The organism is Streptomyces hawaiiensis (assembly GCF_004803895.1).
Classification (GTDB): Bacteria; Actinomycetota; Actinomycetes; order Streptomycetales; family Streptomycetaceae; genus Streptomyces; species Streptomyces hawaiiensis.
The window spans coordinates 1,895,887-1,919,265 of record NZ_CP021978.1; the positions used below are offsets into that span (position 1 = coordinate 1,895,887).

The following is a 23,379-nucleotide window of genomic DNA, read 5'->3' on the forward strand; positions in this document are numbered from 1 at the left end:
CGTGGCGCGTCACCGGTGTGAGGTGAACTCCACGACCTGCTGGTAGGTCGGCCGGTTCTGCCAGCTGATCTTGCCGTGCTTGATGCCGCCGAGGGTGCGGTGGTTGATCGAGTCGGCACACCACTGGTCGCCCGCCGCGCACACGTCGTCGCCGGGGTAGACCTGGGCGGCGGTCTTGCCCGCCGCCTCCTTCAGCGTGCTGACGAGGGTGTCCCGGCAGGCGCCGAGACTGCCGTCACCGCAGTACTCGCGAGCCAGCGGCCCCTTCACCTGTTCACCGAGGACGGCCCGGAGGTCCTTGTCGACGTAGCTCCACCAGCCGTACTGGAAGGAGCTGCCCGCGTGCGAGCCGGTCGGGCCGTGCGCGGCCGAGGGGGACTCGTCGACGGGGAGGCCGGCCGTGACGGCCGTGTACAGCTCGCTGCCGAGGCCCGGTTCGAACTGGGCCTTGACCAGCAGGGGCCACCAGGCGTCCAGGATGCGGATCGCGTCGGCGTCGGCGTACTTCTTGGATCCGGCGGCGGTCTCCGTGCGCTTGCCTCCGGCGGCGGCCCAGGCCTGGAGTTTGCTCACGGCGGCCGCGGCGGCGGGGTCGCCGACGGGCGAGCTGGTGACGACCTTCAGGAGCTCGGGCAGGACGTCCTCGGCCCGCAGGTCCGCCAGTCCGGCGTCGGCCATGGCCTTCACCAGGGCGGCCCGGGTCACCCCGCCCTGCTGGACGAGCTTCTTCACCCGGTCATCCAGGAGGTTGCCGCGGTGCACGGGACCGTTGCCCCAGGGCGCGGTCGTGTAGTCCCTGGCCTGCTTGTTGTTCCAGGAGACGTAGTAGTCCTGGTCGGTGGAGTGAGGGTGGGCGGAGGGCGGGGTGTAGTCGGCCGTGTTGGTCGCCGGGTCCCAGCCGCGCCACTCGTACGCCGGCCGCGCCCACGCCGGGAACTCGGCGTCGACGCCGCTCGCGCGGACCGGGTTGTCACCGCTGTTGTAGTACGCGGTGTGCTCGGAGTCGGCGTAGAACCAGTTGAAGGTGTAGTTGATGTGCTGCACGGCCTTCTGGAAGGAGTCCGGGCCCTTGACGTAGCCCGGGTCGTTCAGCATCTGGAAGCCGATGATGGAGTCGGCCTCGTGCATGAAGGACGAGCGCAGGGTGGTGTAGGCGACCCGTTTGCCGCCGACTGTCGCGCGGTACTCGACGGGGCCGTACTTCGTGCGCCAGACGCGCATGGTGTACGAGCCGGCCGCGGTGCCGTCGGCGACCGTGGGCTTCCAGGCGTTCTTCTGCTCGATCTTCTCCATCGGCGTGCAGGTGCCGCGGTAGAGGTAGTGGTAGTCGTCCTGGCACAGTTCGACGGCGTAGGAGTCGATGATGTCCTGGCCGGAGGTCGTGGCGCTCCACGCGTAGTCCTGGCCGCGGCCGAGTTCGACGTACATGCTCAGGCCGGCGAAGGAGGCGCCGCGGGCGCTGATGCCCGGGCCCTGGATCTCCTGGAGCAGGAGCAGCTGAGGGGCGAAGTAGCCGGTCTGCGGGCCGAACACGGCGACGGGGTGGCCACTGGCCGTGTGTTTGCCGCTGACCACGAGGGCGTTGGACATGCCGCGCCTGGCCGACGACGTGGCCGCCTTCGCGGCGTCACCCGACGCGCCGGTCGCACCGGCCGTGGTGGCGCTGCCGGTGCGGTCGTACACGAGCGGCTCCGGTTCCACGGAGCCGGCGTCGGGCAGGGCAGTGCCCTGCGGGTCGGCGGGCTTGGTCCCGTACGGGAAGCTGCCGTCGTGCTGGGTGAGGACGGCCTCCGGGTCGTTGCGCATCCGGAAGGACTCCCAGACCTTGGTGCCCTCGGTGACGCCGTACTTCTCCTGGGCGGCCAGCAGCGAGAGGGCGTTGTTGACCTCGCCGCCTCCGCCGGAGCCGAACAGCGCGCCGATGACGGAGGCCAGCGCGACCAAATCGGTGATCTTGAAGTGCTCGATGGTCCCGGCGTTGGTGACTGAGTCCTTGTGCCCGGTGAGCACGTACTCCCCGGGGAAGGAGCGGCCGCTGTCGGAGGCGTCGATGTAGGAGTTGATGCCGTCGAGGTAGGCCTTGGCATCGGCGAGGGCCTGCTGTCCCCGCTCCCCGTTGGTGGCGACGGCGTTGTCGATCTGCGCCTGCAGTTCGGCCTCGGTGTACGGGGCGTGCCGCCAGAACTGCTGCTCCAGACCCTGGTTGGAGGGCGCGCCGCCCGCGAAGGAGGTCACCTGACCGCGCCCGACGTGCCGGAAGACGTCCATCAGCCACAGCCGGTCCTGGGCTGCCGCATAGCCGACGCCGAACTCCGTGCCGTATCTGGTGGTTCCGGTGATGTGCGGCACACCGGTCTTCTTGTCCCGGACGATCGTCACGTCACCGCGTCCGGCGGGTTTGACGCTGGAGGCGACCTGATCGGCGGGGACCCCGAAGGACGCGTCGTTGAAGAAGTCGTTGATCTTGTCGTTGGTGAGGCCGGAGTAGCCCTTGGCGAGCCCGGCGTAGGGCCCGAGCTGGTCCTCGGCGTGCTCGGGCTGGGTGCCGAAGGCCTGGTTGAGGAGGATCTGGGCGAGGGTGGCATTGCCGTTCTGGCCGGGCGGGAGGATGTCCGAACACTGGTTGCCGCAGTGGTCGTTCGCGGCGGCCGTGGCCTGCGCGGTCGCTGTTTCCGAGGCGGCGGCCGGGGCAAGCGGCGACAAACAACCTGCGATCAGGGCGCATACCGATGCTGTCTTCAGGAACCCGGGGATTCCGCTGGGAGTTCTCATTCTGTCGAGAACGGTGCGTGGGTCACGCCGTGGCATGGGGGGCTCCTCCCGACGGGGGTGGGCCGGATGTTACCGCCGGTATCCCCCGGCTTGAAGATGAACAAGCGTCACTTTTTGAAGTCAGCACAACAGGCACACGAAACACGGCAGTCGACACGCGAGCCTCTTCGGGCCGCTTATGGAGGCCATTTGAAATCGGATGGAGCCGATTCGCTTGTCGATACGTCTATTCGGCGACGTCCGTACGACGACGCCGAAGTGACCGGATTACAGGTGCAGGTGTGACGGAGGTGCAGGACGATGGCCGGTTTCCGAAGTCTGGCGAGACAGGTCCGCGATCCGCGGTGCGATCTGGCCTTGCGGCGCTATTCGCTGCGCAAGTGCCTTGAGAGGTTCGCCCCTTACGGACACAGGGCGACCTGGGACCATCTCTGCTCCCGGGCGGGGTTCGGTCCCGAGGACCGCTCCCCCGATCCGGTGCGGCTCGTGGCCGCACTGGACGAACTGGAGGAGGCGCGGGCGGTCTGGCTGGCCTACGAGGTCGAGTTCGCCGAGCGCCGCAAGAAGGAGAAGCACGACGGACTGCGCAGGCCGGGCAGTGTGGACGACTGGCACCGGCTGACCTGGGGCGGCTTCGGTGTGGCGTGGTGCGACGATCCGGCGGTCCATCCCCGTGAACCGCTGGCCGAGGTGCTGCGCCGGCTGATCGCCGCGCTGGAGCGCGAGCCGGGCTCGGCCTGCCCGGTGTGCGGCGGTGAGCAGCTCGTCTGGAGGTACGACCTGGACCACGAACCCTCGTCCGGTCCGGTCTGCGCGGACTGCGGAATCCTGGTGCCGCGTCCGGTGCTCACGCCCGAGTCCCTGGCGTACGCCAGGCGGGCGAGGTTGTTGGTGTCGGCTTGACGGATGCGGGTGCGCGGGGGGTGCGCCGGGGATGCCGTACCCCCACTGTCGGTGGTGACTGGCACCATCGGCGGCATGATGCAGGTGTGCCTGAACGGTTCGCGGACGGCCGCTGACGGTGTGGCCGTGCCGCTGACACCCGAGTCGCTGGCCGACTCGGCCGCCGAGGCCGTCGCCGCCGGTGCGACGGACATTCACGTCCATCCCAAGACGCCGTGCGGGCGGGACACGTTGTCGCCGCGGGTGCTCGCGATGACGCTGCCGGTGATCCGGGCGCGGGTGCCGGTGCCGCTCGGTGTGACCACGGGCGCGTGGGCGGAGCCCGACCCGGCCGCCCGGCTGGAGCGGATCCGTGAGTGGACCGTGCTGCCCGACCACGCCTCGGTCAACTGGCACGAACCGGGCGCGGAGGAGACGGCCGCGCTGCTCATGGAGCTCGGAGTGGGCGTCGAGGCCGGCATCTGGTCCGGGACGGACGGCGCCGAGCGGTTCGCGGCCTCTCCGCTCGGACCGAAGGTGCTGAGGGTTCTGGCGGAGGTGACGGACACGGACCCGCTGGGCGCCGTCTCCTGCGCGCGAGCGCTGCTGTCCGGCATCGGGGCCGCCCACGGACGGCCGGTCCTGCTGCACGGCGAGGACGGGGGCGCCTGGCCGGTGCTGCGGCTCGCGGGCCGGCTCGGCCTGGCCACGCGCGTCGGGCTGGAGGACGTCCTGGTCCTGCCCGGCGGGCAACGGGCGGGGTCGAACGCGCAACTGGTCGCGGCCGGGCTGACGGAGTACGGGGCGGGCCGGGCAGGCGCTACCCGCGACCGCTGCGGTCGACCATCAGGCGGGAACCCGTGAGGCGTTCACCGAAGACGTCGTCCGGGTTGGACAGGACGCAGGTGTCGAGGGAGAGGCAGCCGCAGCCGATGCAGTCGGCGAGGTGATCCCTGAGGCGGTTCAGCTGCTTGATGCGTTCTTCCAGTTCGGTGCGCCAGACCTCGGAGAGGTGCGCCCAGTCCTCCCGGGTGGGCGTGCGCTCCTCGGGGAGTTCCGCGAGCGCGTCGCGGATCGTCGCCAGGGGGATGCCGACCCGTTGCGCGGCCCGGATGAAGGCGACCCGGCGGAGCGTGTCACGGGAGTAGCGGCGCTGGTTGCCCGAGGTCCGGCGACTGCTGATCAGGCCCTTGGACTCGTAGAAGTGCAGGGCGGAAACGGCGGCGCCGCTCCGCGCCGCGAGCTGGCCGACGGTGAGCTCATGGATCTTCTCTGGAATCTGAGGCACCCCTCGAACCCTACCGAGTCCGTTGACACAGCCCCTACGGCCGACCATGCTAAGCAGTCGCTTAGACATATGAGCGGCAGACCCCCTGCACACGAGAGGCCTGGAAGACATGGCAGAGCCGAGGATCTTCACGTCCGTCGACGACCTGAAGTCGGCGGTGGGCGAACAACTGGGGTACACCGACTGGCTCGACATCGACCAGAAGCGGATCGACCTCTTCGCGGAGGCCACCGGCGACCACCAGTGGATCCACGTCGACCCGGAGAAGGCCGCCGCGGGCCCCTTCGGCACCACCATCGCGCACGGCTATCTGACCCTGTCGCTGCTGCCCCTCTTCGGACCGCAGCTGATCGCCGTCGAGGACGTGAAGATGGGCGTCAACTACGGCACGAACAAGGTGCGTTTCCCCGCCCCGGTCCCCGTCGGCTCCCGTCTGCGCGCCACCGCGACGATCAGCGCGGTCGACGAGGTGCCCGGTGGCGTCCAGGTGGCCGTCGCCTTCAGCGTCGAACGCGAGGGCGGCGACAAGCCGGTCTGCGTCGCCGAGTCCGTGGCGCGCTACTACTTCTGAGGCGGGACTCCCGGACCTCAGGCCGCCGGGACCTGGGCCCCGACCATCCGCAGCACGAGGTCGGCGTACAGCTCGCCGACCTGCTCCGGCGTACGGGGCCCGTCGACGTTGAACCACCGCGCCACGTCGATGCAGAGCGACAGCACGGCCAGCGTCGTGCCGTGCACGTCGATGACCTCGAACTCGCCCGACCGCGCGCCCTCCTCGATGATCCCGCGCACCTCGCCGTCGACCTTGCGGCGCAGCGCGAGGATCTCGGCGCGGGCGTCGGGCCCGAGCGATTCGAGTTCGTACTGCACGACCCGCGCGGTGGTACGCCCGCCCGCGTGCCAGCGCACGAAGGAGCTCACCGCGTCGGCGAGCCGCTCGGTGGGGCTGCCCTCGCGGCGGGCCGCCGTCCGCAGGATCTCCAGGGCCTTCTCGTGCCCGATCCTGCTGATGCGGTGCAGCAGCTCTTCCTTGGTCTTGTAGTGGATGTAGAGCGCGGCCGGGCTCATCCCGGCGCGGCCCGCGATGTCACGGGTCGTCGTGGCGTGGTAGCCACGCTCGGCGAAGGCCTCCACCGCGGCGACCAGCAGCCGCCGCGCCGCGTCGGGCGTGACCTCGCCCCACGCCTGCGCCTCGCCGCCGGCCGTCTCCTCCGCCGTACTCATCGATCGCCCCTCTCCACTGGCAGGAGCAACACCATACCGCCGAAGGTGAGCGAGCGCTTAGTGTGGCCGCTCAGCGCTTCTCGAAGGGGGCGTACGAAGGGACCGCCCCCTCCTGCCGGTCCCGGATCACCTTGGCCAGGGTGAAGGAGGAGGTGACCAGGTACAGGACGGCGATGGCGAGGAAGGCCCGCACCCAGGCGTCGGCGCTCAGCTGGTAGATGCCGATGGCGGTGGCCGCCATGGCGACGGCGAAGGAGGCGACGGCCTGGCCGTAGAAGGCGGCCGTGTTCTGCTGCTTGCCCGGTGTGTCACTCATGGGGGAAAGCATCGGCGGACGTGGCCCGCGCCACATCCGCCGAAGTACTCAGACGCGTACTCAGAACGCCGAGACCCCCGTCAGCGCCCGCCCGATGACCAGCTTCTGGATCTGGCTGGTGCCCTCGTAGAGGGTCATCACGCGGGCGTCACGCAGCAGCTTGCCCGCCGGGTACTCGTCGATGTACCCGTAGCCGCCGAAGACCTGGAGCGCGTTGTTCGCGGCACGGACGGCGGCCTCCGAGGCGAACAGCTTGGCCTTGGACGACTCGACGGCGAAGGGCTGCCCCCGGTCGATCAGGTCGGCGACCCGCCAGGTCAGCAGCCGGGCGGCGTCGACGTCCAGGGCGATGTCGCTGAGCAGCTCCTGGACGAGCTGGTGGTGGGCGATGGTCCTGCCGAACTGCTCGCGCTCCCCGGCGTACCGCACGGCGACGTCGAGGGCGGCCTGAGCTATGCCGACGCAGCCCGCGGCGACCGACATCCGGCCCTTGGCGAGAGCCGACATGGCGATCGAGAAGCCCTTGCCCTCCTCCCCGAGCAGGGCGGAGGCCGGTACGCGCACGTCCTGCAGGGCGAGTTCGGCGGTGGCCTGGCCGCGCAGCCCGAGCTTGCCGTGGATGGTGCGGCGGGTCAGGCCGGGGGCGTCGGCGGGGACGAGGAAGGCGGAGACGCCCTTGTGGCCGGGTGCGTCCGTGGAGCGGGCGAAGAGCAGGACGACGTCGGCCCAGGTGCCGTTGGTGATGAACATCTTGGTGCCGTTGAGGACGTAGTCGTCGCCGTCCCGTACCGCCCGGGTCGCCAGGTTGCCCGCGTCCGAGCCGGTGCCCGGCTCGGTCAGACCGAAGCAGCCGACCGACGCGCCGGAGGTCAGTCCGGGCAGCCAGCGCCGCTTCTGCTCCTCGCTCCCGAAGGCGGCGACGGTCTTGGCCACGAGCCCGAGGGAGACGGAGACGATGCCGCGCACGGACGAGTCGCCCCGGCCCAGTTCCTCCGTGACCAGGCAGTACGCCAGATGGTCGCCGCCGGAGCCGCCGTACTCCTCGTCGATCGTCAGACCCAGGAAGCCGACCTCGCCGAGCTTCTCGACGATCGCCCGGTCGACCTCTTCGGCGCGGTCCCAGGCGACGACGTGCGGGGTGATCTCGCGCTCCACGAAGTCCCGCGCGAGCTGCCGGACCGCGCTCTGCTCCTCACTGAGCTCCAGATTCACCACAGGTCACCCCATTGAAAGCCGTACATTTAAATTAGCACTGCTAGTTTCTCTGTGCAGCCCTACTATGTGCGCCATGGCCCGACCGCGCAAGCCCTTGCTCAGCACCGACCGGATCGTCGAGACGGCCCGCGCGCTCGTGGACGCGGAGGGTCTGGCCGCCGTCTCCACACGGCGGCTGGCCGCCGAACTGGGGGTCAGCGGGCCCTCGCTGTACAACCACTTCCGCACCAAGGACGAGATCCTGGAGGCGGTCGCCGACTCGGTGAGCGGCCAGGTGGACCTGTCGATGTTCCAGGACGGCCGGGACTGGCGGACCGCGCTGCACGACTGGGCCGTCTCCTACCGGGCCGCGTTGCGCGACCACCCGAACATCGTCCCGGTGCTGGCCCGCGGCCCCGGCCGCCGCCCGGCCGGACTGCGCCTCGCGGACGCCGTCTACGGCGCGATGGTCGCCGCGGGCTGGCCGCCGGCGCAGGCCACGTCCATCGGCGCGCTGATGCGCTACTTCGTGATGGGCTCCGCGCTCGGCTCCTTCGCCGGGGGCTTCGTGGACGACGCGAGCGCCTACGACCCCGCCGACTACCCGCATCTCCAGCAGGCCCACCTCCTCGCCGAGCAGCAGGAGAAGATCGACGAGCGCGCCTTCGAGACCGGGCTGACGGCCCTGCTGGACGGACTGGCGCAGCAGTACGAACAGGTGCGCCGCACGGCGTAGCGATACTTCGGCGGGGACCGAACCGTCCGTGTTCCATGCTGGAGGCATGACGACGAGGGACCCGCAGGCCACGGCCCTGGCCCGGCTCGCCGCGCTGTTCGCGGACGAGACCCGGGCCGCGTGCCTGCTGGCGCTGCTGGACGGACGGGCCTGGACCGCGAGCGAGCTGGCGCGGCACGCGGGGGTCGCCGCGTCGACGCTGAGCGAGCACCTGGGCCGGCTCGTCGCGGGCGGGCTGCTCGCCGAGGAGCGGCAGGGCCGGCACCGGTACGTCCGGCTCGCCGACGCCCGCGTCGCGCAGCTGGTGGAGGACCTGGCCGCCCAGGTCTCGCCGGGCACGGCCGTACGGCCGCGGAATCTGCGGGAGTCGAGCGCCGGCTCGGCGATGGCCCGGGGACGCACCTGCTACGACCATCTCGCCGGGCGGCTCGGCATCGCGGTCACCGACGCGCTGACGACCCGCGGGCTGCTGCAGCAGGAGAGGGGGTTCGCGCTCACCGACGCCGGACTGGCCTGGTTCGAGGCGGCCGGGATCGGCCTCGAACGGCGGGGCCGGCGTCCGCTGGTCCGGGCCTGTCTCGACTGGACCGAACGCCGTCCTCATCTCGCGGGCGTGGCGGGCGCGGCCCTGTGCCGGCACGCCCTGGACGCGGGGTGGTGCGTGCGCATCGGCTCGGAGCGGGCCGTGAAGGTGACGGCGGCCGGTGAACGCGCCCTCCTCGATCTGCTGGGCGTGGAGGCGGCGGCGCTGCGCTGAGGCCGTCTGCGGCCCGCTCGGGTGGCTGAACGGCGCAGTCCCTCCCCGCGGACCTGATCCGAACGACAGGCCCTGGCCGCGTCCGGTGCCCCGTCCGAAATACGCGAGCTTCCGGGTCCCTCCCCCACCTAGCCTCAGGAGCATGATGTCGAACACCTCCCCCTCCCGTCCCGCCCGCCGGGCGGAACTGCTGGCCGCCGGTGCGGCTGCGGTCACCGTCGTGCTGTGGGCGTCCGCCTTCGTCTCGATCCGCAGCGCGGGTGACGCGTACTCGCCGGGCGCGCTGGCGCTCGGGCGGCTGCTGGCCGGAGCGCTGACGCTGGGGGCGATCTGCCTGCTGCGGCGGGAGGGGGTGCCGCCACGCTCGGCCTGGCGCGGGATCGCGATATCGGGGCTGCTGTGGTTCGGCTTCTACATGGTCGCCCTCAACTGGGGCGAGCAGCAGGTCGACGCCGGCACGGCCGCCCTGGTCGTGAACACCGGGCCGATCCTCATCGCGCTGCTCGGTTCCCGGCTGCTCGGCGACCCGATGCCGCCGCGGCTGCTGGCGGGGATGGCGGTGTCGTTCGCCGGTGCGGTGACCGTGGGGTTGTCGATGTCCGGCGAGGGCGGTTCCTCGATGCTCGGGGTGGCGTTGTGCCTGCTGGCGGCCATCGCGTACGCCGGTGGTGTCGTGGCGCAGAAGCCGGCGCTGGGCACGGCCAGCCCGTTGCAGGTGACGACGTACGGCTGCCTGGTCGGCGCGGTGCTGTGCCTGCCGTTCGCGGGGCAGCTCGTCCAGGAGGCCGCCGACGCTCCGGCCTCCGCGACGCTGAACATGGTCTACCTGGGCGTCTTCCCGACCGCCCTCGCCTTCACCACGTGGGCGTACGCGCTGTCCCGGACGACCGCGAGCCGGATGGGCGCGACGACGTACGCGGCGCCCGCGCTGGTCGTCCTGATGTCCTGGCTGTTCCTGGGCGAGGTGCCCGGGCTGCTCACGCTGGTGGGCGGTGTGCTGTGCCTGGCGGGTGTGGCGGTGTCCCGGTCGCGGCCGCGGGCGGCGGCTCGGGCCGGGGCTCCGGGAGCGGTTCCGGAGCCCCGGCCCGAAGAGGCCACGGACTCAGCTCGCTGACTCGGCCTCCGCCTCGGCCTCGGGCGCGCTCTCCGCTTCCGCCCTACGCGCCCGGTCCGCGAGGACCTTGATGGAGACCAGGGCGATCACCGAGAGCGCGATGATGTAGCCGGACACGGCCATGGACGTGCCGGTCGCCTCCAGCAGCAGCACCATGACGAAGGGGGCGAGCCCGCCGCCGGCGACGGCCGCGATCTGGTAGCCGAGGGAGGCGCCGGTGTAGCGCATCTCGGGCGTGAACAGCTCGGCGAACAGGGCGGCCTGGGGGCCGTACATGATGCTCAGGAAGCAGCTGGCGACGAACGTGCCGACCGCGAGCCACAGCAGCGAGCCGGTGTCGATCAGCAGAAAGAGCGGTACGGCCCACAGGGCGATGCCGGCCGCGCCGAAGGCGTAGATCCGGATGCGGCCGATGCGGTCGGAGAGCGCGGCGGCGGCCGGGATCAGCACGAGCTGGGTGAGGCTGACGCAGAGCGAGACGGTGAGCACCGCGCCCTTGTCCATGTCCAGCTCGCGGGTCGTGTAGTCGAGGACGCCGGTGATGAGGATGTAGAAGGTGGCGGTGTTCACGGCGAAGGAGCCGCCGGCCAGGAAGACCGTGCCCAGGTGGCCGCGCATGATCGTGCGCAGCGGCGAGTTCTGCTCGGACTTCTCCTTCTCGCCGAGCGCCCGTTCGGCCTCCCGGAACGCCGGGGTCTCCTCGACGCGGGTGTGGATGTACCAGGCGAGGACGAGGACCAGCAGGCCGGCCAGGAACGGCACGCGCCAGGCCCAGGCCGCGAACGCCGAGTCAGTGGTGAGGGCGCCGGCCAGCAGGAAGACGGTGTTGGCGGTGACCACGCCGATGGGGACGCCGAGCTGGACGACGCTGCCGTAGACACCGCGCTTGCCCTCGGGGGCGTACTCGGTGGCCAGGAGCATCGCGCCGCCCCACTGCGCGCCGACGGCGACGCCCTGGGCGACGCGGAGCAGGACGAGCAGGATCGGGGCGGCCACGCCGATCGTGTCGTACGTGGGCAGCAGGCCGATGCCGGTGGTGGCCACGCCCATCAGGGTGAGCGCGAGGACGAGCATCGGCTTGCGGCCGCGCTTGTCGCCGAGGTGGCCCGCGACGATGCCACCGATGGGCCGGGCGAGGAAGCCGACGGCGAAGGTGGCGAACGAGGCGAGGACGCCTGCCGTGGAGCTGCCGGCGGGGAAGTAGAGATCGCCGAGCACGAGGGCGGCGGCGATGCCGAAGACGAAGTAGTCGTACCACTCGACGGCCGAGGCGAGCGCCGCCGCGGTGGCCACCTTGCGGCGGTTGCCGACGGCGGGCGTGGTCGTGACGGGCTGAGCGGAAGGTGCTGTGTCCATGCGGTGCACGCTCCGGGGGGTGCGGGGGACGGAACGGGGGGTGGCTTGAGTTCCGGGGAACGTACTGACCGGACGGTATGTACGTCAACGGATCACGCACCAGGACTTTTGCCTGTACTGGGCATCGACTAGGGGGCATCCACCGCGGATCCGGGCATGCCGACGGCCCCGGCCTCGCGAGGAGGCCGGGGCACCGGGAAGATCGGGCTAGAAGACGACCAGTGACCGGCCGCCCTTGCCCGCCAGCATGTTCTCGAAGGCCGCCGGGATGCCGTCCAGGGAGATGCGTTCCGTCACCAGTGCGCTCAGGTCGAGGCGGCCCGCCCGGATGTGTTCGGCCAGGACCGGGAGGTCCTGAGCCGGGTCGGAGTTGCCGTAGACGCAGCCGGAGAGGGTGCGGCCCCAGTGGAAGATCTCCAGGGCGTTGAAGGTGACCTGCTGGTCCTTGCCGCCGATGCCGACGACCGTGGTGCGGCCGCCGCGGCGGGTGGAGTCCCAGGCCGCGCGGATGCTGACCGCGCGGCCCGCGCACTCCACGGCGACGTCGACACCCTGCTTGCCGGTGAGGCCGCGGATCTCGCGGGCCGTGGCGTCGGAGGCGACGACGTAGTCGGTGGCGCCGGCCGCCCTGGCCAGCTCCTCCTTCCCGGCCGACACGTCCACCGCGACGATCTTCGAGGCGCCCGCGATCCGGGCGGCCTGGAGGGCGGCGAGGCCCACTCCCCCGACGCCGAACACCGCGACCGTCTCGCCCTGCCGGACGCGGGCCGAGTGGTGGACGGCGCCGTAGCCGGTGAGGACCGCGCAGCCGAGCAGGGCCGCGTCGGTGAGCGGGACGCCGTCCGGGACGGGCAGGACGCAGGAGGCGGAGACGACCGTCTCCTCGGCGAACGCGGCGACGTTCAGGCCGGGATGGAGGTCGATCCCCTCGGTGGTACGGGCGTAGACGTCGGCGGCACCGCCCAGGGCGTTGGCGCACAGCCAGACCTCGCCGAGCGAGCAGGCGTGGCAGGCGCCGCAGGACGGGGCCCAGTTGAGGACGACGCCGTCGCCCGGTGCGATGTGAGCGACGCCCTCGCCGACGGCGACGACCGTGCCGGCGCCCTCGTGGCCGAGGACGGCGGGGACGGGCACCCGCATGGTGCCGTCGGACAGGGACAGGTCGGAGTGGCATACCCCGGCGGCGGCGAGCCGGACGCGGACCTGGCCGGGTCCGGGGTCGGGCAGGTCGATGCCGGTGATCTCCAGCGGGGAGCCGACGGCGGGCAGGACGGCGGCGCGGACAGCCATGACGGAAGGGACTCCCTGACTCGAACGGGGTCTAGAACTGGAGGGACTTGGTCTGGAGGTACTCGGCCAGGCCGTGCACGCCGAGTTCGCGGCCGACGCCGGACTGCTTGTAGCCGCCGAAGGGGGCGAGCGGGTTGAAGCGGCCGCCGTTGATATCGACCTGGCCTGTCTCCATCCGGCGCGCGAAGGCCACCGCCTCGGCCTCGTCCCCGGCCCAGACGGCGCCGGCCAGGCCGTAGACCGTGCCGTTGGCGATGCGCAGGGCGTCCTCCTCGTCCTCGTACCTCAGGATCGACAGGACCGGGCCGAAGATCTCCTCCTGCGCGATGGTCATGTCCTCGGTGACGTCGGCGAAGACGGTCGGGCTGACGAAGTAGCCCTGCTCGCGCGGGGCTTCGGGGCCGCCGGCGACCAGGCGGGCGCCCTCGGCGACGCCCTTCTCGATGTAGCCGCGCACCCGGTCCCGCTGCCCCGCGTTGACGACCGGGCCGATGCGGTCGCCGTACTTGGCGGCGGCCTCCGCGGCGAGCCCGACCGCCTCGTCGTACTGGTCGCGGTGGACCAGCATCCGCGTCCAGGCGCTGCACGTCTGCCCGGAGTTGGACATGACGTTGGCGACGCCGACGTTGACCGCCTTGGCCAGGTCGGCGGTCGGGAGGATGACGTTGGCGGACTTGCCGCCCAGTTCGAGGGCGACCTTCTTGACCTGCCCGGCGGCGATCGCGGCGATCTGCCGGCCCACGGCGGTGGAGCCGGTGAAGGACACCAGGTCGACGCCGGGGTGCTCGGCGAGGGCCTGGCCGGCGACCGGGCCGAGACCGGTGACCAGGTTGAAGACGCCCGCCGGGAGCCCGGCCTCGTGCACCGCGCCGGCGAAGAGGCGGGCGACCAGAGGGGTGTCCTCGGCGGGCTTCACCACGACCGTGCAGCCGGCCGCCAGGGCCGGGGCGACCTTGGCGACGATCTGGTGCAGCGGGTAGTTCCAGGGCGTGATGGCGGCCACGACACCGACCGGCTCCTGGTGCACGACCGAGTTGCCGGTCTTCTCCTCGAAGGCGTAGGCCGCCGCCAGCTCGGCGTACGAGCCGGCCACCGCGATCGGCACGCCCGCGTGGACGGCCTGCGAGAACTTCAGCGGCGAGCCGAGTTCGGCCGTGACGGTCTCGGCGATCTCGTCCGCGCGCGCCACGAGCACGTCCCGCAGGGCGGACAGACGCGCCGCGCGCTCGGCGGGCGGGGTCGCGGCCCACTCCGGCAGGGCGGCGCGAGCGGCGCGTACGGCGCAGTCGACGTCTTCGGCGGTGCCCGCGGGAACCGTGCCGATGACCTGCTCGTCGACCGGGTTCACGACCTCGATCACGTCCTGGCCGGCGGCGGGGCGCCAGGCACCCTGGATGTACATGCCGTCGTGTGCCTTCATCGCGCTTCCTCCGGGGCGGGGCGTCATCGTCCGGAACATAAACTAGCGGCGATAGTTTTCCGGCGCCAGACGTCCCGGGGTCCGGGTCGTCACAGCACGGCCTGTTCGCCCTGGTGTGCGGCTCCTCAGTCCCCCAGGTCGGGCAGGCGGGCCGGGTGCGGGCAGATGCGGTCGCCCTGCCGGTCGAAGACGAAGAGGTGGGCGAGGTCGACCAGGAGCGGCACCTGCATGCCGTGGCGGAGGGCGAGGTCGGGGGTGGTGCGGACGATGAGGTCGCCGGGCAGGCGGGGCTCGGCGGACGGCTGCCGCACTTCGTCGTCCCGGGGGTCGTCCAGGGTCACGACGGGGCCCGCCCGCCCGGCCCCGGTCCGCTCCCGCAACCGCGTGAGGACCGAGCCGTCGCGGCGGCGCCGCCGGGCGGGGCGGCCGGGGCGGGGGCGCGGGGCCTCCAGTTCGGGGACGACGGCGGGGCTGGAGCCGGTGTTAAAGTGCACCAGGATCTCGTGCCCCTGGAACTCCACGTGCTCGACCAGGCCGGTGATCGGCACCTCGCCGGGGCGGGCCGCGCTGTGCTTGGCGATCCGGACGGCCTCGGAGCGCAGGCCGACGATGACCTCGCGGCCCTGCTGGACACGCAGGAGCTGGTGGTCCAGGGAGAGCGGCTCGGGCAGGCGCAGGAACTGCTTGCCCAGGCTGATGGTCATCGCCCCGTCGAGCGGAGCGCGCACCAGGCCGCGCAGCAGGTTGATGCGCGGGGTGCCGATGAACGCGGCGACGAAGACGTTGCGGGGCAGCGCGTAGACCGCGCGAGGGCTGTCGACCTGCTGGAGCACGCCGCCGCGCAGCACGGCGACCCGGTCGCCGAGCGACATGGCCTCGGCCTGGTCGTGGGTGACGTAGATCGTGGTGACGCCCAGCTCCTGGGTGAGCCGGGAGATCTCGGCCCGCAGATGGGTGCGGAGCTTGGCGTCGAGGTTGGACAGCGGCTCGTCCATCAGGAAGGCGGAGGGGTGGCGGGCGATGGCCCGGCCCATGGCCACGCGCTGACGCTCGCCGCCGGAGAGCTGGCCGGGCAGGCGGTCGAGGAGGTCCTCGATGCCGAGCATGCGGGCGGTGGCGTCGACGCGGGGGCGGGGGTCCGTGGCCGGGTCCTCGATGCGCAGCGGGAAGCCGATGTTGGCGCGGCTGGTCATGTTCGGGTAGAGGGCGAAGTTCTGGAAGACCATCGCCATGTCCCGGCCGGACGGCGGCAGGTCGTTGGCGTACTCGCCGTCGAGCAGCAGCCGGCCCTCGTCGATCTCCTCCAGCCCGGCGATCATTCTGAGCACGGTCGACTTGCCGCAGCCGGACGGGCCGAGCAGCACGAGGAACTCGCCGGGCGAGATGTCCAGCGACAGCCGGTCCACCACGCGGGCGCCCCGCGTGTAGGCCTTGCTGACGTCGTGCAGGGAGATGGCGCGTGTCATGGGGTGCCCCCGAGGGGTCATCAGGGCGCTGGTGCTCCGCGGTCGGAAGCCCCGTGCGGGTCGTACGGGGCTGTGGGTCACGGAAGTTAACGGAATGTGTGCGGCCGGGGGAAGACACCGGGCGAGATCGGGGGCATCGGTCCATCTGGTGAGAAGGCGGACGGCCCGGTTTCGGCCTTCGGGCGGGACCTGCCCGGGTCAGCGGATGCCGGTGAGGTGGGCGAAGACGACCACGTTCCCGGAGTAGCCCTTCCTGCGGTCGTAGCTGCCGCCGCAGGTGATCAGACGCAGCTCGGGGCGGCCCCGGGCGCCGTACACCTCCTGGCTCGGGAAGTGCGCCTTCTCGTACGACTTGATCTTGTCGACCGTGTAGACGGCGATCCGTCCGTCGGCGCGGCGGGCCTTGACGATCCGGCCCCGTTTCAGCTCGGTCAGCCCCGCGAAGACGGCGGGCCCGCTGTCCGTGTCCAGATGTCCGACGGCCACGGCGGTGCCCTGCTCGCCGGGCGAGGCGCCGTGCCGGTACCAGCCGACGAGCTTGGGGTCGTCGTCCGGCGGTGCGGCGAGGCGGCGGTCGCGGTCGAGGCCGAGGTCCATGACCGGGGCGTCGAGGCGGAGGTAGGGGATGAGGAGGCGGGTGGCCCGGGAGCGGGGCAGGGGGCGGAGGCCGGCCGGGGGGCGAGGCTTCCGGGTGACGGGGGTGACAGGCCGGGGAGCGGGGCGTGGGGCTGCGGGCTTGGGAGCGGGGCGCGGGGTGGCGGCTCCGGGCCGGTGGTGCGACGTGACGGGCCTGTCTTTGCGGAGCCCGGGGCGTGAGGGCTCGGGGGTGCGGGGCCTCTGGGTGCGGGGGCCGTTGGCGGCGGGGGCGTTGACGGCGGGGCCGGGTGTGCGGGCCCCGTTGACGGGCGGCCCGGGGGCGCGCCCGTTGCCGCGGGCCGCGGCCGGAGGGGATGCCTGTGCCCGGGGTGGGCCGGTGCGGGGGCCGGGGGCGGTGGAGTCGGCGGGCAGGGCGGCCGTGCCGGTGCCGGTGCCGGCCGGGTGGGCGGCCGTGGTGAAGTCCGGCGGGAGGGCCGTCACCGTCGCGCCGGGCTCTTCGCCCCGATCCCAGCAGACGCCGACCACCAGCACCAGCGAGACGGCCACCACGATCGTCCGCGTCAGCCGGTAGGCACGCCTGCGGTACCAGGGCCTACGGGGCCGCCGGGACCACGCCCCGGGGACGCCGGCGGCTGTGGTGTACCGCCCCGCCGGAACGGCGCCGGAGCCGGATCCGGAACCACGCCGGACCACCGGGGCCGCGGCGGACCCGGCCCCACGCCGCCCCGGCGACACACGGGCAGGACCGGCCCCGCCCCCGCGCCGCCCCGACGGCACGGCGGCAGAACCGGAGCCGGACCGGGTCCCGAGGCCGGCGGCAGCGCCCCGCCGCCCCACCGGAACCGCGACAGCCCCGGCCCCGCCCCCGCGCCGCCCCGACGGCACGTCGGCGGAACCGGAGCCGGTCCCACGCCGAACCGCCGAGGCGGCGCCGGGCCCGGCACCGCCTCCACGCCGCCTCACCGACCCGGCGTCGGACCCGAGCGCGCCCCCGCCCTGCCCGAGACGGGCGGAGCGATCCGTGGAACGTGGCCTACGCGGCGCCATCGGGGCGGCGACGGAGCCGGAACCAGACCGTCCCGGCGACGGCGGCCAGGCCGACCGCGGCCGCGCCGGTGACCGGCGTGAAGGCCTCACCGCGGGCAATGCCGCCACCGCCGGCGGGCGGGCCGCCGACCGGCGTCGTCGGCTTGGAGGTCGGGCAGTCGACCTTGAACACCTTGAACTTGCCGGCGCCGTGGGCCTGGTCGGTGAGCCACGTCAGCTTGTACTGCCCGTTGGGCAGGTCGACGGCCGCGGTACGGCCCTGGCCGGTCGGGTCGGCCGTGAAGCTGCCGGTGCGCGTGGCCCCGCCCGGAACCTCCGGCTGGGTCTGGATGGTCCAGTTGACCTTCTCGCCCGAGTCGAAGTTGAACGCGGCGAGGTAGAAGTCGCAGACCTTCGGGTCGTTGCGCTGGTTGTCCGAGGCCGTCGTGCTGGCGTGGATCTTGACGTCTCCGTTGTCCCCCGGGACCGGAGCGGCGACGGCGGACACCCCGCTCAGGGTGGTCCCTGCGAGGGTGAGGGCGGCGAGGACGGCGGTACGGGTGCCGGCACGACGCGCGAGGGGTACGACGGGCATGAACATGCCTCCAAGTCAGATGATTTACATACAGACACCTCGTCACCTGACTCTCTGTCACCCCACCGCCGAAAAGGGCGCAGCACCGCCCTACGACGCGTCAGATATCGCTCTTCCGGCGCAGCGGCACCCCACACCTGAGGCGTCTTCGCGCCGCGCGGCCCGCACCGCCCGTCTCCGGCCCGACCGCAGGGCCTGGCTCGTCCGCCTCGCCCGTCTCGTCTACCTCGTCCGCCTCGCCCGCCTCCTCCGGCTCCCGCGGCGACCGGACGGCGACCCCGGACGACACCAGCAACAGCACTCCGAGCATCACGAACGGCGCCGCCACACCCACGACTCCGGCGATCAGCCCGGCCGCGGCGGGCGCGGCGACCTGGCCGAGCCGGTTGCCGGTCAGGCGCAGGGCCAGGGCCGTGGAACGTGCGTCGTCGGGGGCGGCCTGGACGACCGTCGTCATGGACAGCGGCTGACCGACCCCGAGGCAAAAGCCCAGCGCGACCAGCAGCAGCGCGAGCGCCCACACCGGCACCGGCAGGGCTATGCCCGCGCACAGCAGGGCCGCCAGCAGACAGGTGACGGTCAGCAGCAGGGTCCGGCCGAGCAGCCGCAGCAGGGGCGTCAGCACCAGGCGGCAGGCGATCGTCGCCGCCGCGCGCAGACTGAGCAGGATCCCGATCACGGACGGCGCGATGCCCCGGTGCTCGCCGACCACCGGGAGGTAGGCGGTCAGGATGTCGGTCGCGGACAGCACTGCGAGGCTGATGAAGATGCCCGCGGGCACCCCCCGGGTGCGCAGGATGCCCCGGACCGGGACCCGGTCACCCTTGTCCGCGCGGGACGTGGACGCCGTACGGCGATGCTCGATGCGCCACAGCGAGGTGAACGCGACCGCCGCCGTGGCGCCCGCCACGATCAGGGCGAGCGCGCTGCTGCCGGCCATGTCCTCGCCGCCGATCAGCGCGCCGGCGGCGACCGGGCCGACCAGCTGGCCGAGGGCGGCGCCGATCGTGAAGTGGCCGAAGTTGCGGTCCTGTTCGTGGGGCGCGGACTGGCGGGCGACGAGGGACTGGGAGCCGATGACGAAGCACAGGTGCCCGAGGCCCATCACCCCGCTCCACAGGGCCATCGTCCCCAGGGAGCCGGCGACGCCGCTCAGGGCGCAGCCGCCGGATATGAGGACCACGCCGACCGGCAGCAGGGGCGCGCAGCGGCCGTGGTCGGTGCGGCGGCCCAGCGGCACGGCCGCGAACAGGGGCAGCAGCGCGTACACACCGGCGATCACGCCGATCGCCCGCTCGTCCGCGCCCAGCGCGAGGGCCCGGTAGGAGACGGCGGGCCGGGCCATCGACACCGCCCCCTGCGCGAAGCTGAAGGCGATGACGAGGCGGAGCAGCCAGCCGCGGTTCCCACCGGGCCTCACCATGACGTCCTCCATGAAAGCGGCTCAGATGATCCCGAACAGCATGCCCGCGCCGAGGATGACGAGGCAGGTGAGGGCGGCCCACTTCACGACGAACTTGGTGTGGTCGCCGAAGTCGACCTTGGCCATGCCCACCAGGACGTAGACGGCCGGGACGAGCGGGCTGGACATGTGCAGCGGCTGGCCGACCAGGGAGGCGCGGGCCATCTCCAGCGGGGTGACCCCGTGCGCGGCACCCGCCTCGGCGAGGACGGGCAGGACACCGAAGTAGAAGCCGTCGTTCGACATGAAGTAGGTGAGCGGCAGGCTCAGGATGCCGGTGACGAGGGCCATGTGCGGGCCCATGCTGCCGGGGATGACGTCCACCATCCACTTGGCCATGTGGTCGACCATGCCGGTGCCCTGGAGGACGCCGGTGAAGACGGCGGCGGCGAAGACCATGCCGGAGACGTTCAGGACGTTGTCGGCGTGGGCGGCCAGGCGGGCCCGCTGGTCGGGGATGTTCGGGAAGTTCACCGAGAGGACGAGCGCGGCGCCGATCAGGAACAGCACCGGGATCGGCAGCCACTCCATGATCATGGCGGTGAGCAGGGCGACCGTGAGCAGCGCGTTGAACCAGTAGAGCTTGGGGCGCAGCGTGGCCCGGTTCGGGTCGAGGCCCTGGAAGCCGTCGTCGTCCGCGGATGCGGCGGAGTCCACAGCGTCCCCGGGAGCATCCGTGCCGGAGCCCGCACCACCCGTGGCGCCCGTGGCGGCAGCCGTGCCGCCCTTGCGCATCGAGACCTTGCCGTCGTCGGAGCCGCCGGAGCCGACGAGGACCGTCTCGGTCTCCTTCTCCTCCTCCAGGACGTCGTCCAGCGTCAGCACGCCCAGCCGCCGGCGCTCGCGCACACCGAGCACGTAGGAGAGGACGAAGACGAAGAGCAGGCCGACCAGGAGCGCCGGGATCATCGGGACGAAGATGTCGCTGGCGTCGAGCTTCAGCGCGGTCGCTGCGCGGGCGGTGGGGCCGCCCCACGGGAGGGTGTTCATCACACCGTTGGCCATGGCGGCGACACCGGTCATCACGACCATGCTCATCTTCAGGCGCTTGTACAGCGGGTACATCGCCGAGACGGTGATCATGAAGGTCGTCGAGCCGTCGCCGTCCAGCGACACGATCGCGGCGAGCACGGCGGTGCCGACGACGATCCGCATCGGGTCGGCTTTGCAGAATTTGAGAATGCCGCGGACGATCGGGTCGAAGAGACCGACATCGATCATCACGCCGAAGTAGACGATCGCGAACATGAGCATCGCCGCGGTGGGGGCGAGGCTGGTCACGCCGTCGATGACGTAGTCGCCGAGCTTGGCGCCCTTGCCGACGAACACGCAGAACAGCGCGGGAATCAGCACGAGCGCCGCGATCGGCGACATCTTCTTCATCATGATCAGGACCAGGAAGGTCGCGATCATGGCGAAGCCGAGGATGGTCAGCATGAGTGGATACCTAACGTTCGCCCTTGAACTCCCACCAGGGCCGGCGGTGTCCGAGACGTTAGGTGCGTTCAAGCAGCGTTAACAAGACGTTGACGTGCGAGCAATAAGCGCAAAACTGCTGGTCACAGCTTTGCTCAGGTCAGAGCGGTGAGCTTTTCGGTCACGGATGCGCCTTCCGGGGCCGTCGCGGGGGCCACCTCGACCGGCACTCCGTTGAGGACCGCGTTGCCCGACAGCGGGTCGAGGAGACGGCCGTCGAGGAGCTGGTTGACGTTGACGCCGGGGTCGGTGGAGGCGTGGCTGAGGCGGGTTCCGGGGCGGTTGTGGCCCCAGCCGTGCGGCAGGCTCACCACGCCCGGGCGGATCGTGTCGGTGGCCTCGGCGGGTGCGGTGACCTCTCCCCCGGCGCCCTTGACGCGCACGGCCGCCCCGTCCTCGACACCCAGCCGCTCGGCGTCCTCGGGGTGGATGTGCAGGGTGCAGCGGTTGGAGCCGCCGGTGAGGGCGGGCACGTTGTGCATCCAGCTGTTGTTGGAGCGCAGATGGCGGCGGCCGACCAGGACGAGCCCCTCGGGGCGTTCGGCCAGGGCCGCCCGCAGGCGGGGCAGGTCGTCCGCGATCGGGCCGGGCAGCAGCTCCACCCGGCCGCTGCGGGTCTTCAGGGGCTGCGGCAGGCGAGGCTCCAGGGGGCCGAGGTCGATGCCGTGCGGGTGCGCGAGCAGCTTCTCCAGACCGAGGCCGTCCGGTCGTACGCCGAAGCCGTCGCCGTAGGGGCCGAGGCGCAGCATCATGTCGAGCCGTCGCTCGGGGCCGGTGTCGCCGGTGAGCAGCGCGGCAAGCTCGCGGGGGTCGCGGCCGTGGACCGGGGAGTGCGGTTCCTTCACGGCCTTGCCGAGGGTCTGGTCGATGACCATCTGGTCGACGGCGGCGGGGTCGGCTCCGTGCATGCCCGTGACGGCCAGGATGAGCCGGGCCAGGATCTCCGTCTCCGCCATGCGGCCGGGCTCCAGCGGGATGGCGGGGCGGGTGTAGCGGACCTGGTTGCGTACGGCGAGGGTGTTGAAGGCGAAGTCGTGGTGCGGGCTCTGGGAGGGCGGGGGCGGGGGCAGCACGACGTCGGCGTGGCGCGAGGTCTCGTTGAGGTACGGGTCGACGCTGACCATGAAGTCGAGGGAGTCGAGCGCCTTGTCGAGCCGGTCGCCGTCGGGTGCCGACAGCACGGGGTTGGCGGCGACGGCGATGAGCGCGCGCACCGGCTCGCCCTCTTCGGTGGCGGTGTCGATCTCCTCCGCGAGGGCCGACAGGGGCAGTTCGCCCTTCGCCTCGGGGTGCCGGCTCACCCGGGAGTGCCAGCGTCCGAGGGCGAAGCCGCGGCCGGGTCCGGCAGGGCGCGGGGTCTTGTCGGTGGCGGCCTGCGGGAAGAGCGCGCCGCCGGGGCGGTCGAGGTTGCCGGTGAGGATGTTCAGGACGTCGACGAGCCAGCTGGCCAGGGTGCCGTGCGGGACGGTGCAGCTGCCGATGCGGCCGTATACGGCGGCGGTCGGGGCGGCGGCCAGGTCGCGGGCGAGGGCGCGGATGACGCCGGCCTCGACGTCGCAGGCCCCGGCGACCGCTTCGGGCGTGAACTCGCTCAGTTCCTGGGCCAGTTCCTCGATGCCCTGGACGTGTGGGGTCGGCTCGACGAGGCCCTCGTCGAGGAGCACCCGCGCCATCGCCGCCAGCAGCAGCGCGTCGGTGCCGGGCCGGACGGCGATGTGCCGGTCGGCGAGCTTGGCGGTGCGGGTGCGCCGCGGGTCGATCACGACGAGGGTGCCGCCCCGGGCCTTGAGGGCCTTCAGCTTGCCCGGGAAGTCGGCGGCGGTGCACAGACTGCCGTTGGACTCCAGCGGGTTGGCGCCGATCAGGAGCAGATGGTCGGTGCGGTCGAGGTCGGGCACCGGGATGGCGTTCGCGTCGCCGAAGAGGAGGCCGCTGGAGACGTGCTTGGGCATCTGGTCGACCGTGGAGGCGGTGAAGACGCTGCGGGTGCCGAGCCCGGCGAGCAGGACGGGCGGGTAGAGGGCACCGGCCATGGTGTGCACGTTGGGATTGCCGAGGACGACCCCGACGGAGTTCGGGCCGTGGCGCTCGACGACGGGCCGGACGCCGGCGGCGACCGCGTCGAAGGCCTCCTCCCAGGTGGCCTCGCGCAGCTCGCCGTCCCGCCGCACGAGCGGTGTGCGCAGCCGGTCGGGGTCGGAGTCGACCGCCCCGAAGGAGGCGCCCTTGGGGCAGATGAACCCCTGGCTGAAGACGTCGTCGCGGTCCCCGCGGGCGTGGGTGACGCGCGTCCCCTCGATGGTGAGGGTCAGGCCGCAGGTGGCCTCGCACAGGGGGCAGATACGCAGGGCGGTGCGGGACACGGGTCCTCCCGGGGCGGCGGCTACGGTGACGCGCTGACGCGCTGA

At 72.3% G+C, this 23,379-nt stretch carries 20 protein-coding genes; 6 read left to right on the top strand and 14 right to left on the bottom strand.

Translation table 11 applies throughout. From position 1 onward, the window contains the following. Positions 1-9: 9 nt before the first annotated feature. Positions 10-2,808, bottom strand: coding sequence for a penicillin acylase family protein (locus tag CEB94_RS08775; protein ID WP_175431627.1), 2,799 nt, complete (start codon positions 2,806-2,808; stop codon positions 10-12). Between the two features lie 264 nt (positions 2,809-3,072). Here CEB94_RS08775 and CEB94_RS08780 point away from each other — a divergent pair, with 264 nt between their 5' ends. Together CEB94_RS08780 and CEB94_RS08785 are read left to right on the top strand one after the other, a co-directional pair. Next, positions 3,073-3,675, top strand: a complete 603-nt coding sequence (locus CEB94_RS08780) for a hypothetical protein (protein ID WP_175431628.1) — start codon at positions 3,073-3,075, stop codon at positions 3,673-3,675. Positions 3,676-3,750: 75 nt separating this feature from the next. Further along, the gene (locus tag CEB94_RS08785; RefSeq protein WP_175436942.1) at positions 3,751-4,518 is read left to right on the top strand and encodes a 3-keto-5-aminohexanoate cleavage protein; all 768 of its coding nucleotides are present in this window, start codon (positions 3,751-3,753) and stop codon (positions 4,516-4,518) included. Here the strand turns inward: CEB94_RS08785 and soxR are convergent. Then, positions 4,475-4,942, bottom strand: a complete 468-nt coding sequence (gene soxR / locus CEB94_RS08790; RefSeq protein ID WP_175431629.1) for a redox-sensitive transcriptional activator SoxR — start codon at positions 4,940-4,942, stop codon at positions 4,475-4,477. The two genes, CEB94_RS08785 and soxR, sit on opposite strands and share 44 nt — an antisense overlap. 109 nt (positions 4,943-5,051) lie before the next feature. Here soxR and CEB94_RS08795 point away from each other — a divergent pair, with 109 nt between their 5' ends. After that, a complete protein-coding gene (locus CEB94_RS08795; protein ID WP_175431630.1) occupies positions 5,052-5,513 on the top strand; it encodes a MaoC family dehydratase in 462 nt (153 codons plus the stop codon). 17 nt (positions 5,514-5,530) lie between these two features. On the opposite strand, the gene CEB94_RS08800 is transcribed toward CEB94_RS08795, so the two are convergent. The 3 genes from CEB94_RS08800 to CEB94_RS08810 form a co-directional block, all read right to left on the bottom strand. Further along, positions 5,531-6,166, bottom strand: coding sequence for a TetR/AcrR family transcriptional regulator (locus tag CEB94_RS08800; protein WP_175431631.1), 636 nt, complete (start codon positions 6,164-6,166; stop codon positions 5,531-5,533). Positions 6,167-6,236: 70 nt separating this feature from the next. Next, on the bottom strand, positions 6,237-6,482 hold the full coding sequence (locus CEB94_RS08805) for a YiaA/YiaB family inner membrane protein (RefSeq protein ID WP_175431632.1): 246 nt from the start codon (positions 6,480-6,482) through the stop codon (positions 6,237-6,239). 60 nt (positions 6,483-6,542) lie between these two features. Next, the gene (locus CEB94_RS08810) at positions 6,543-7,694 is read right to left on the bottom strand and encodes an acyl-CoA dehydrogenase family protein (RefSeq protein ID WP_175431633.1); all 1,152 of its coding nucleotides are present in this window, start codon (positions 7,692-7,694) and stop codon (positions 6,543-6,545) included. Positions 7,695-7,770: 76 nt separating this feature from the next. Here CEB94_RS08810 and CEB94_RS08815 point away from each other — a divergent pair, with 76 nt between their 5' ends. The 3 genes from CEB94_RS08815 to CEB94_RS08825 all read left to right on the top strand — a co-directional run bounded on the left by CEB94_RS08815 (position 7,771) and on the right by CEB94_RS08825 (position 10,283). Beyond that, the gene (locus CEB94_RS08815) at positions 7,771-8,412 is read left to right on the top strand and encodes a TetR/AcrR family transcriptional regulator (RefSeq protein ID WP_175431634.1); all 642 of its coding nucleotides are present in this window, start codon (positions 7,771-7,773) and stop codon (positions 8,410-8,412) included. Between the two features lie 46 nt (positions 8,413-8,458). Then, positions 8,459-9,169 (top strand): ArsR/SmtB family transcription factor, encoded by a 711-nt coding sequence (locus CEB94_RS08820; RefSeq protein ID WP_175431635.1) that lies wholly within the window; start codon positions 8,459-8,461, stop codon positions 9,167-9,169. 145 nt (positions 9,170-9,314) lie between these two features. After that, positions 9,315-10,283, top strand: coding sequence for a DMT family transporter (locus CEB94_RS08825; RefSeq protein WP_175436943.1), 969 nt, complete (start codon positions 9,315-9,317; stop codon positions 10,281-10,283). On the opposite strand, the gene CEB94_RS08830 is transcribed toward CEB94_RS08825, so the two are convergent. The 9 genes from CEB94_RS08830 to CEB94_RS08870 all read right to left on the bottom strand — a co-directional run bounded on the left by CEB94_RS08830 (position 10,272) and on the right by CEB94_RS08870 (position 23,334). Continuing rightward, a complete protein-coding gene (locus tag CEB94_RS08830) occupies positions 10,272-11,639 on the bottom strand; it encodes an MFS transporter (protein ID WP_175431636.1) in 1,368 nt (455 codons plus the stop codon). The two genes, CEB94_RS08825 and CEB94_RS08830, sit on opposite strands and share 12 nt — an antisense overlap. A 207-nt stretch (positions 11,640-11,846) precedes the next feature. Further along, positions 11,847-12,929 (bottom strand): Zn-dependent alcohol dehydrogenase, encoded by a 1,083-nt coding sequence (locus CEB94_RS08835; RefSeq protein ID WP_175431637.1) that lies wholly within the window; start codon positions 12,927-12,929, stop codon positions 11,847-11,849. A gap of 31 nt (positions 12,930-12,960) precedes the next feature. Next, positions 12,961-14,349 (bottom strand): aldehyde dehydrogenase family protein, encoded by a 1,389-nt coding sequence (locus tag CEB94_RS08840; RefSeq protein ID WP_175431638.1) that lies wholly within the window; start codon positions 14,347-14,349, stop codon positions 12,961-12,963. Between the two features lie 125 nt (positions 14,350-14,474). Continuing rightward, positions 14,475-15,815 carry an ABC transporter ATP-binding protein gene (locus CEB94_RS08845; protein WP_175431639.1) on the bottom strand — a complete coding sequence of 447 codons (1,341 nt, stop codon included), beginning with the start codon at positions 15,813-15,815 and terminating at the stop codon, positions 14,475-14,477. A 198-nt stretch (positions 15,816-16,013) separates the two neighbouring features. After that, positions 16,014-16,961: a class F sortase gene (locus CEB94_RS08850; RefSeq protein ID WP_246111756.1), complete on the bottom strand. Its 948-nt coding sequence runs from the start codon at positions 16,959-16,961 to the stop codon at positions 16,014-16,016. A gap of 484 nt (positions 16,962-17,445) precedes the next feature. Next, complete coding sequence (locus tag CEB94_RS08855; protein ID WP_246111757.1) at positions 17,446-18,033, bottom strand: hypothetical protein; 588 nt, start codon at positions 18,031-18,033, stop codon at positions 17,446-17,448. A 100-nt stretch (positions 18,034-18,133) separates the two neighbouring features. After that, positions 18,134-19,453 (bottom strand): MFS transporter, encoded by a 1,320-nt coding sequence (locus CEB94_RS08860; protein WP_175436944.1) that lies wholly within the window; start codon positions 19,451-19,453, stop codon positions 18,134-18,136. A 24-nt stretch (positions 19,454-19,477) separates the two neighbouring features. After that, positions 19,478-20,932, bottom strand: coding sequence for a CitMHS family transporter (locus CEB94_RS08865; RefSeq protein WP_175431642.1), 1,455 nt, complete (start codon positions 20,930-20,932; stop codon positions 19,478-19,480). A 134-nt stretch (positions 20,933-21,066) separates the two neighbouring features. Beyond that, positions 21,067-23,334: a molybdopterin oxidoreductase family protein gene (locus tag CEB94_RS08870; protein ID WP_175431643.1), complete on the bottom strand. Its 2,268-nt coding sequence runs from the start codon at positions 23,332-23,334 to the stop codon at positions 21,067-21,069. Between the last annotated feature and the right edge of the window lie 45 nt (positions 23,335-23,379).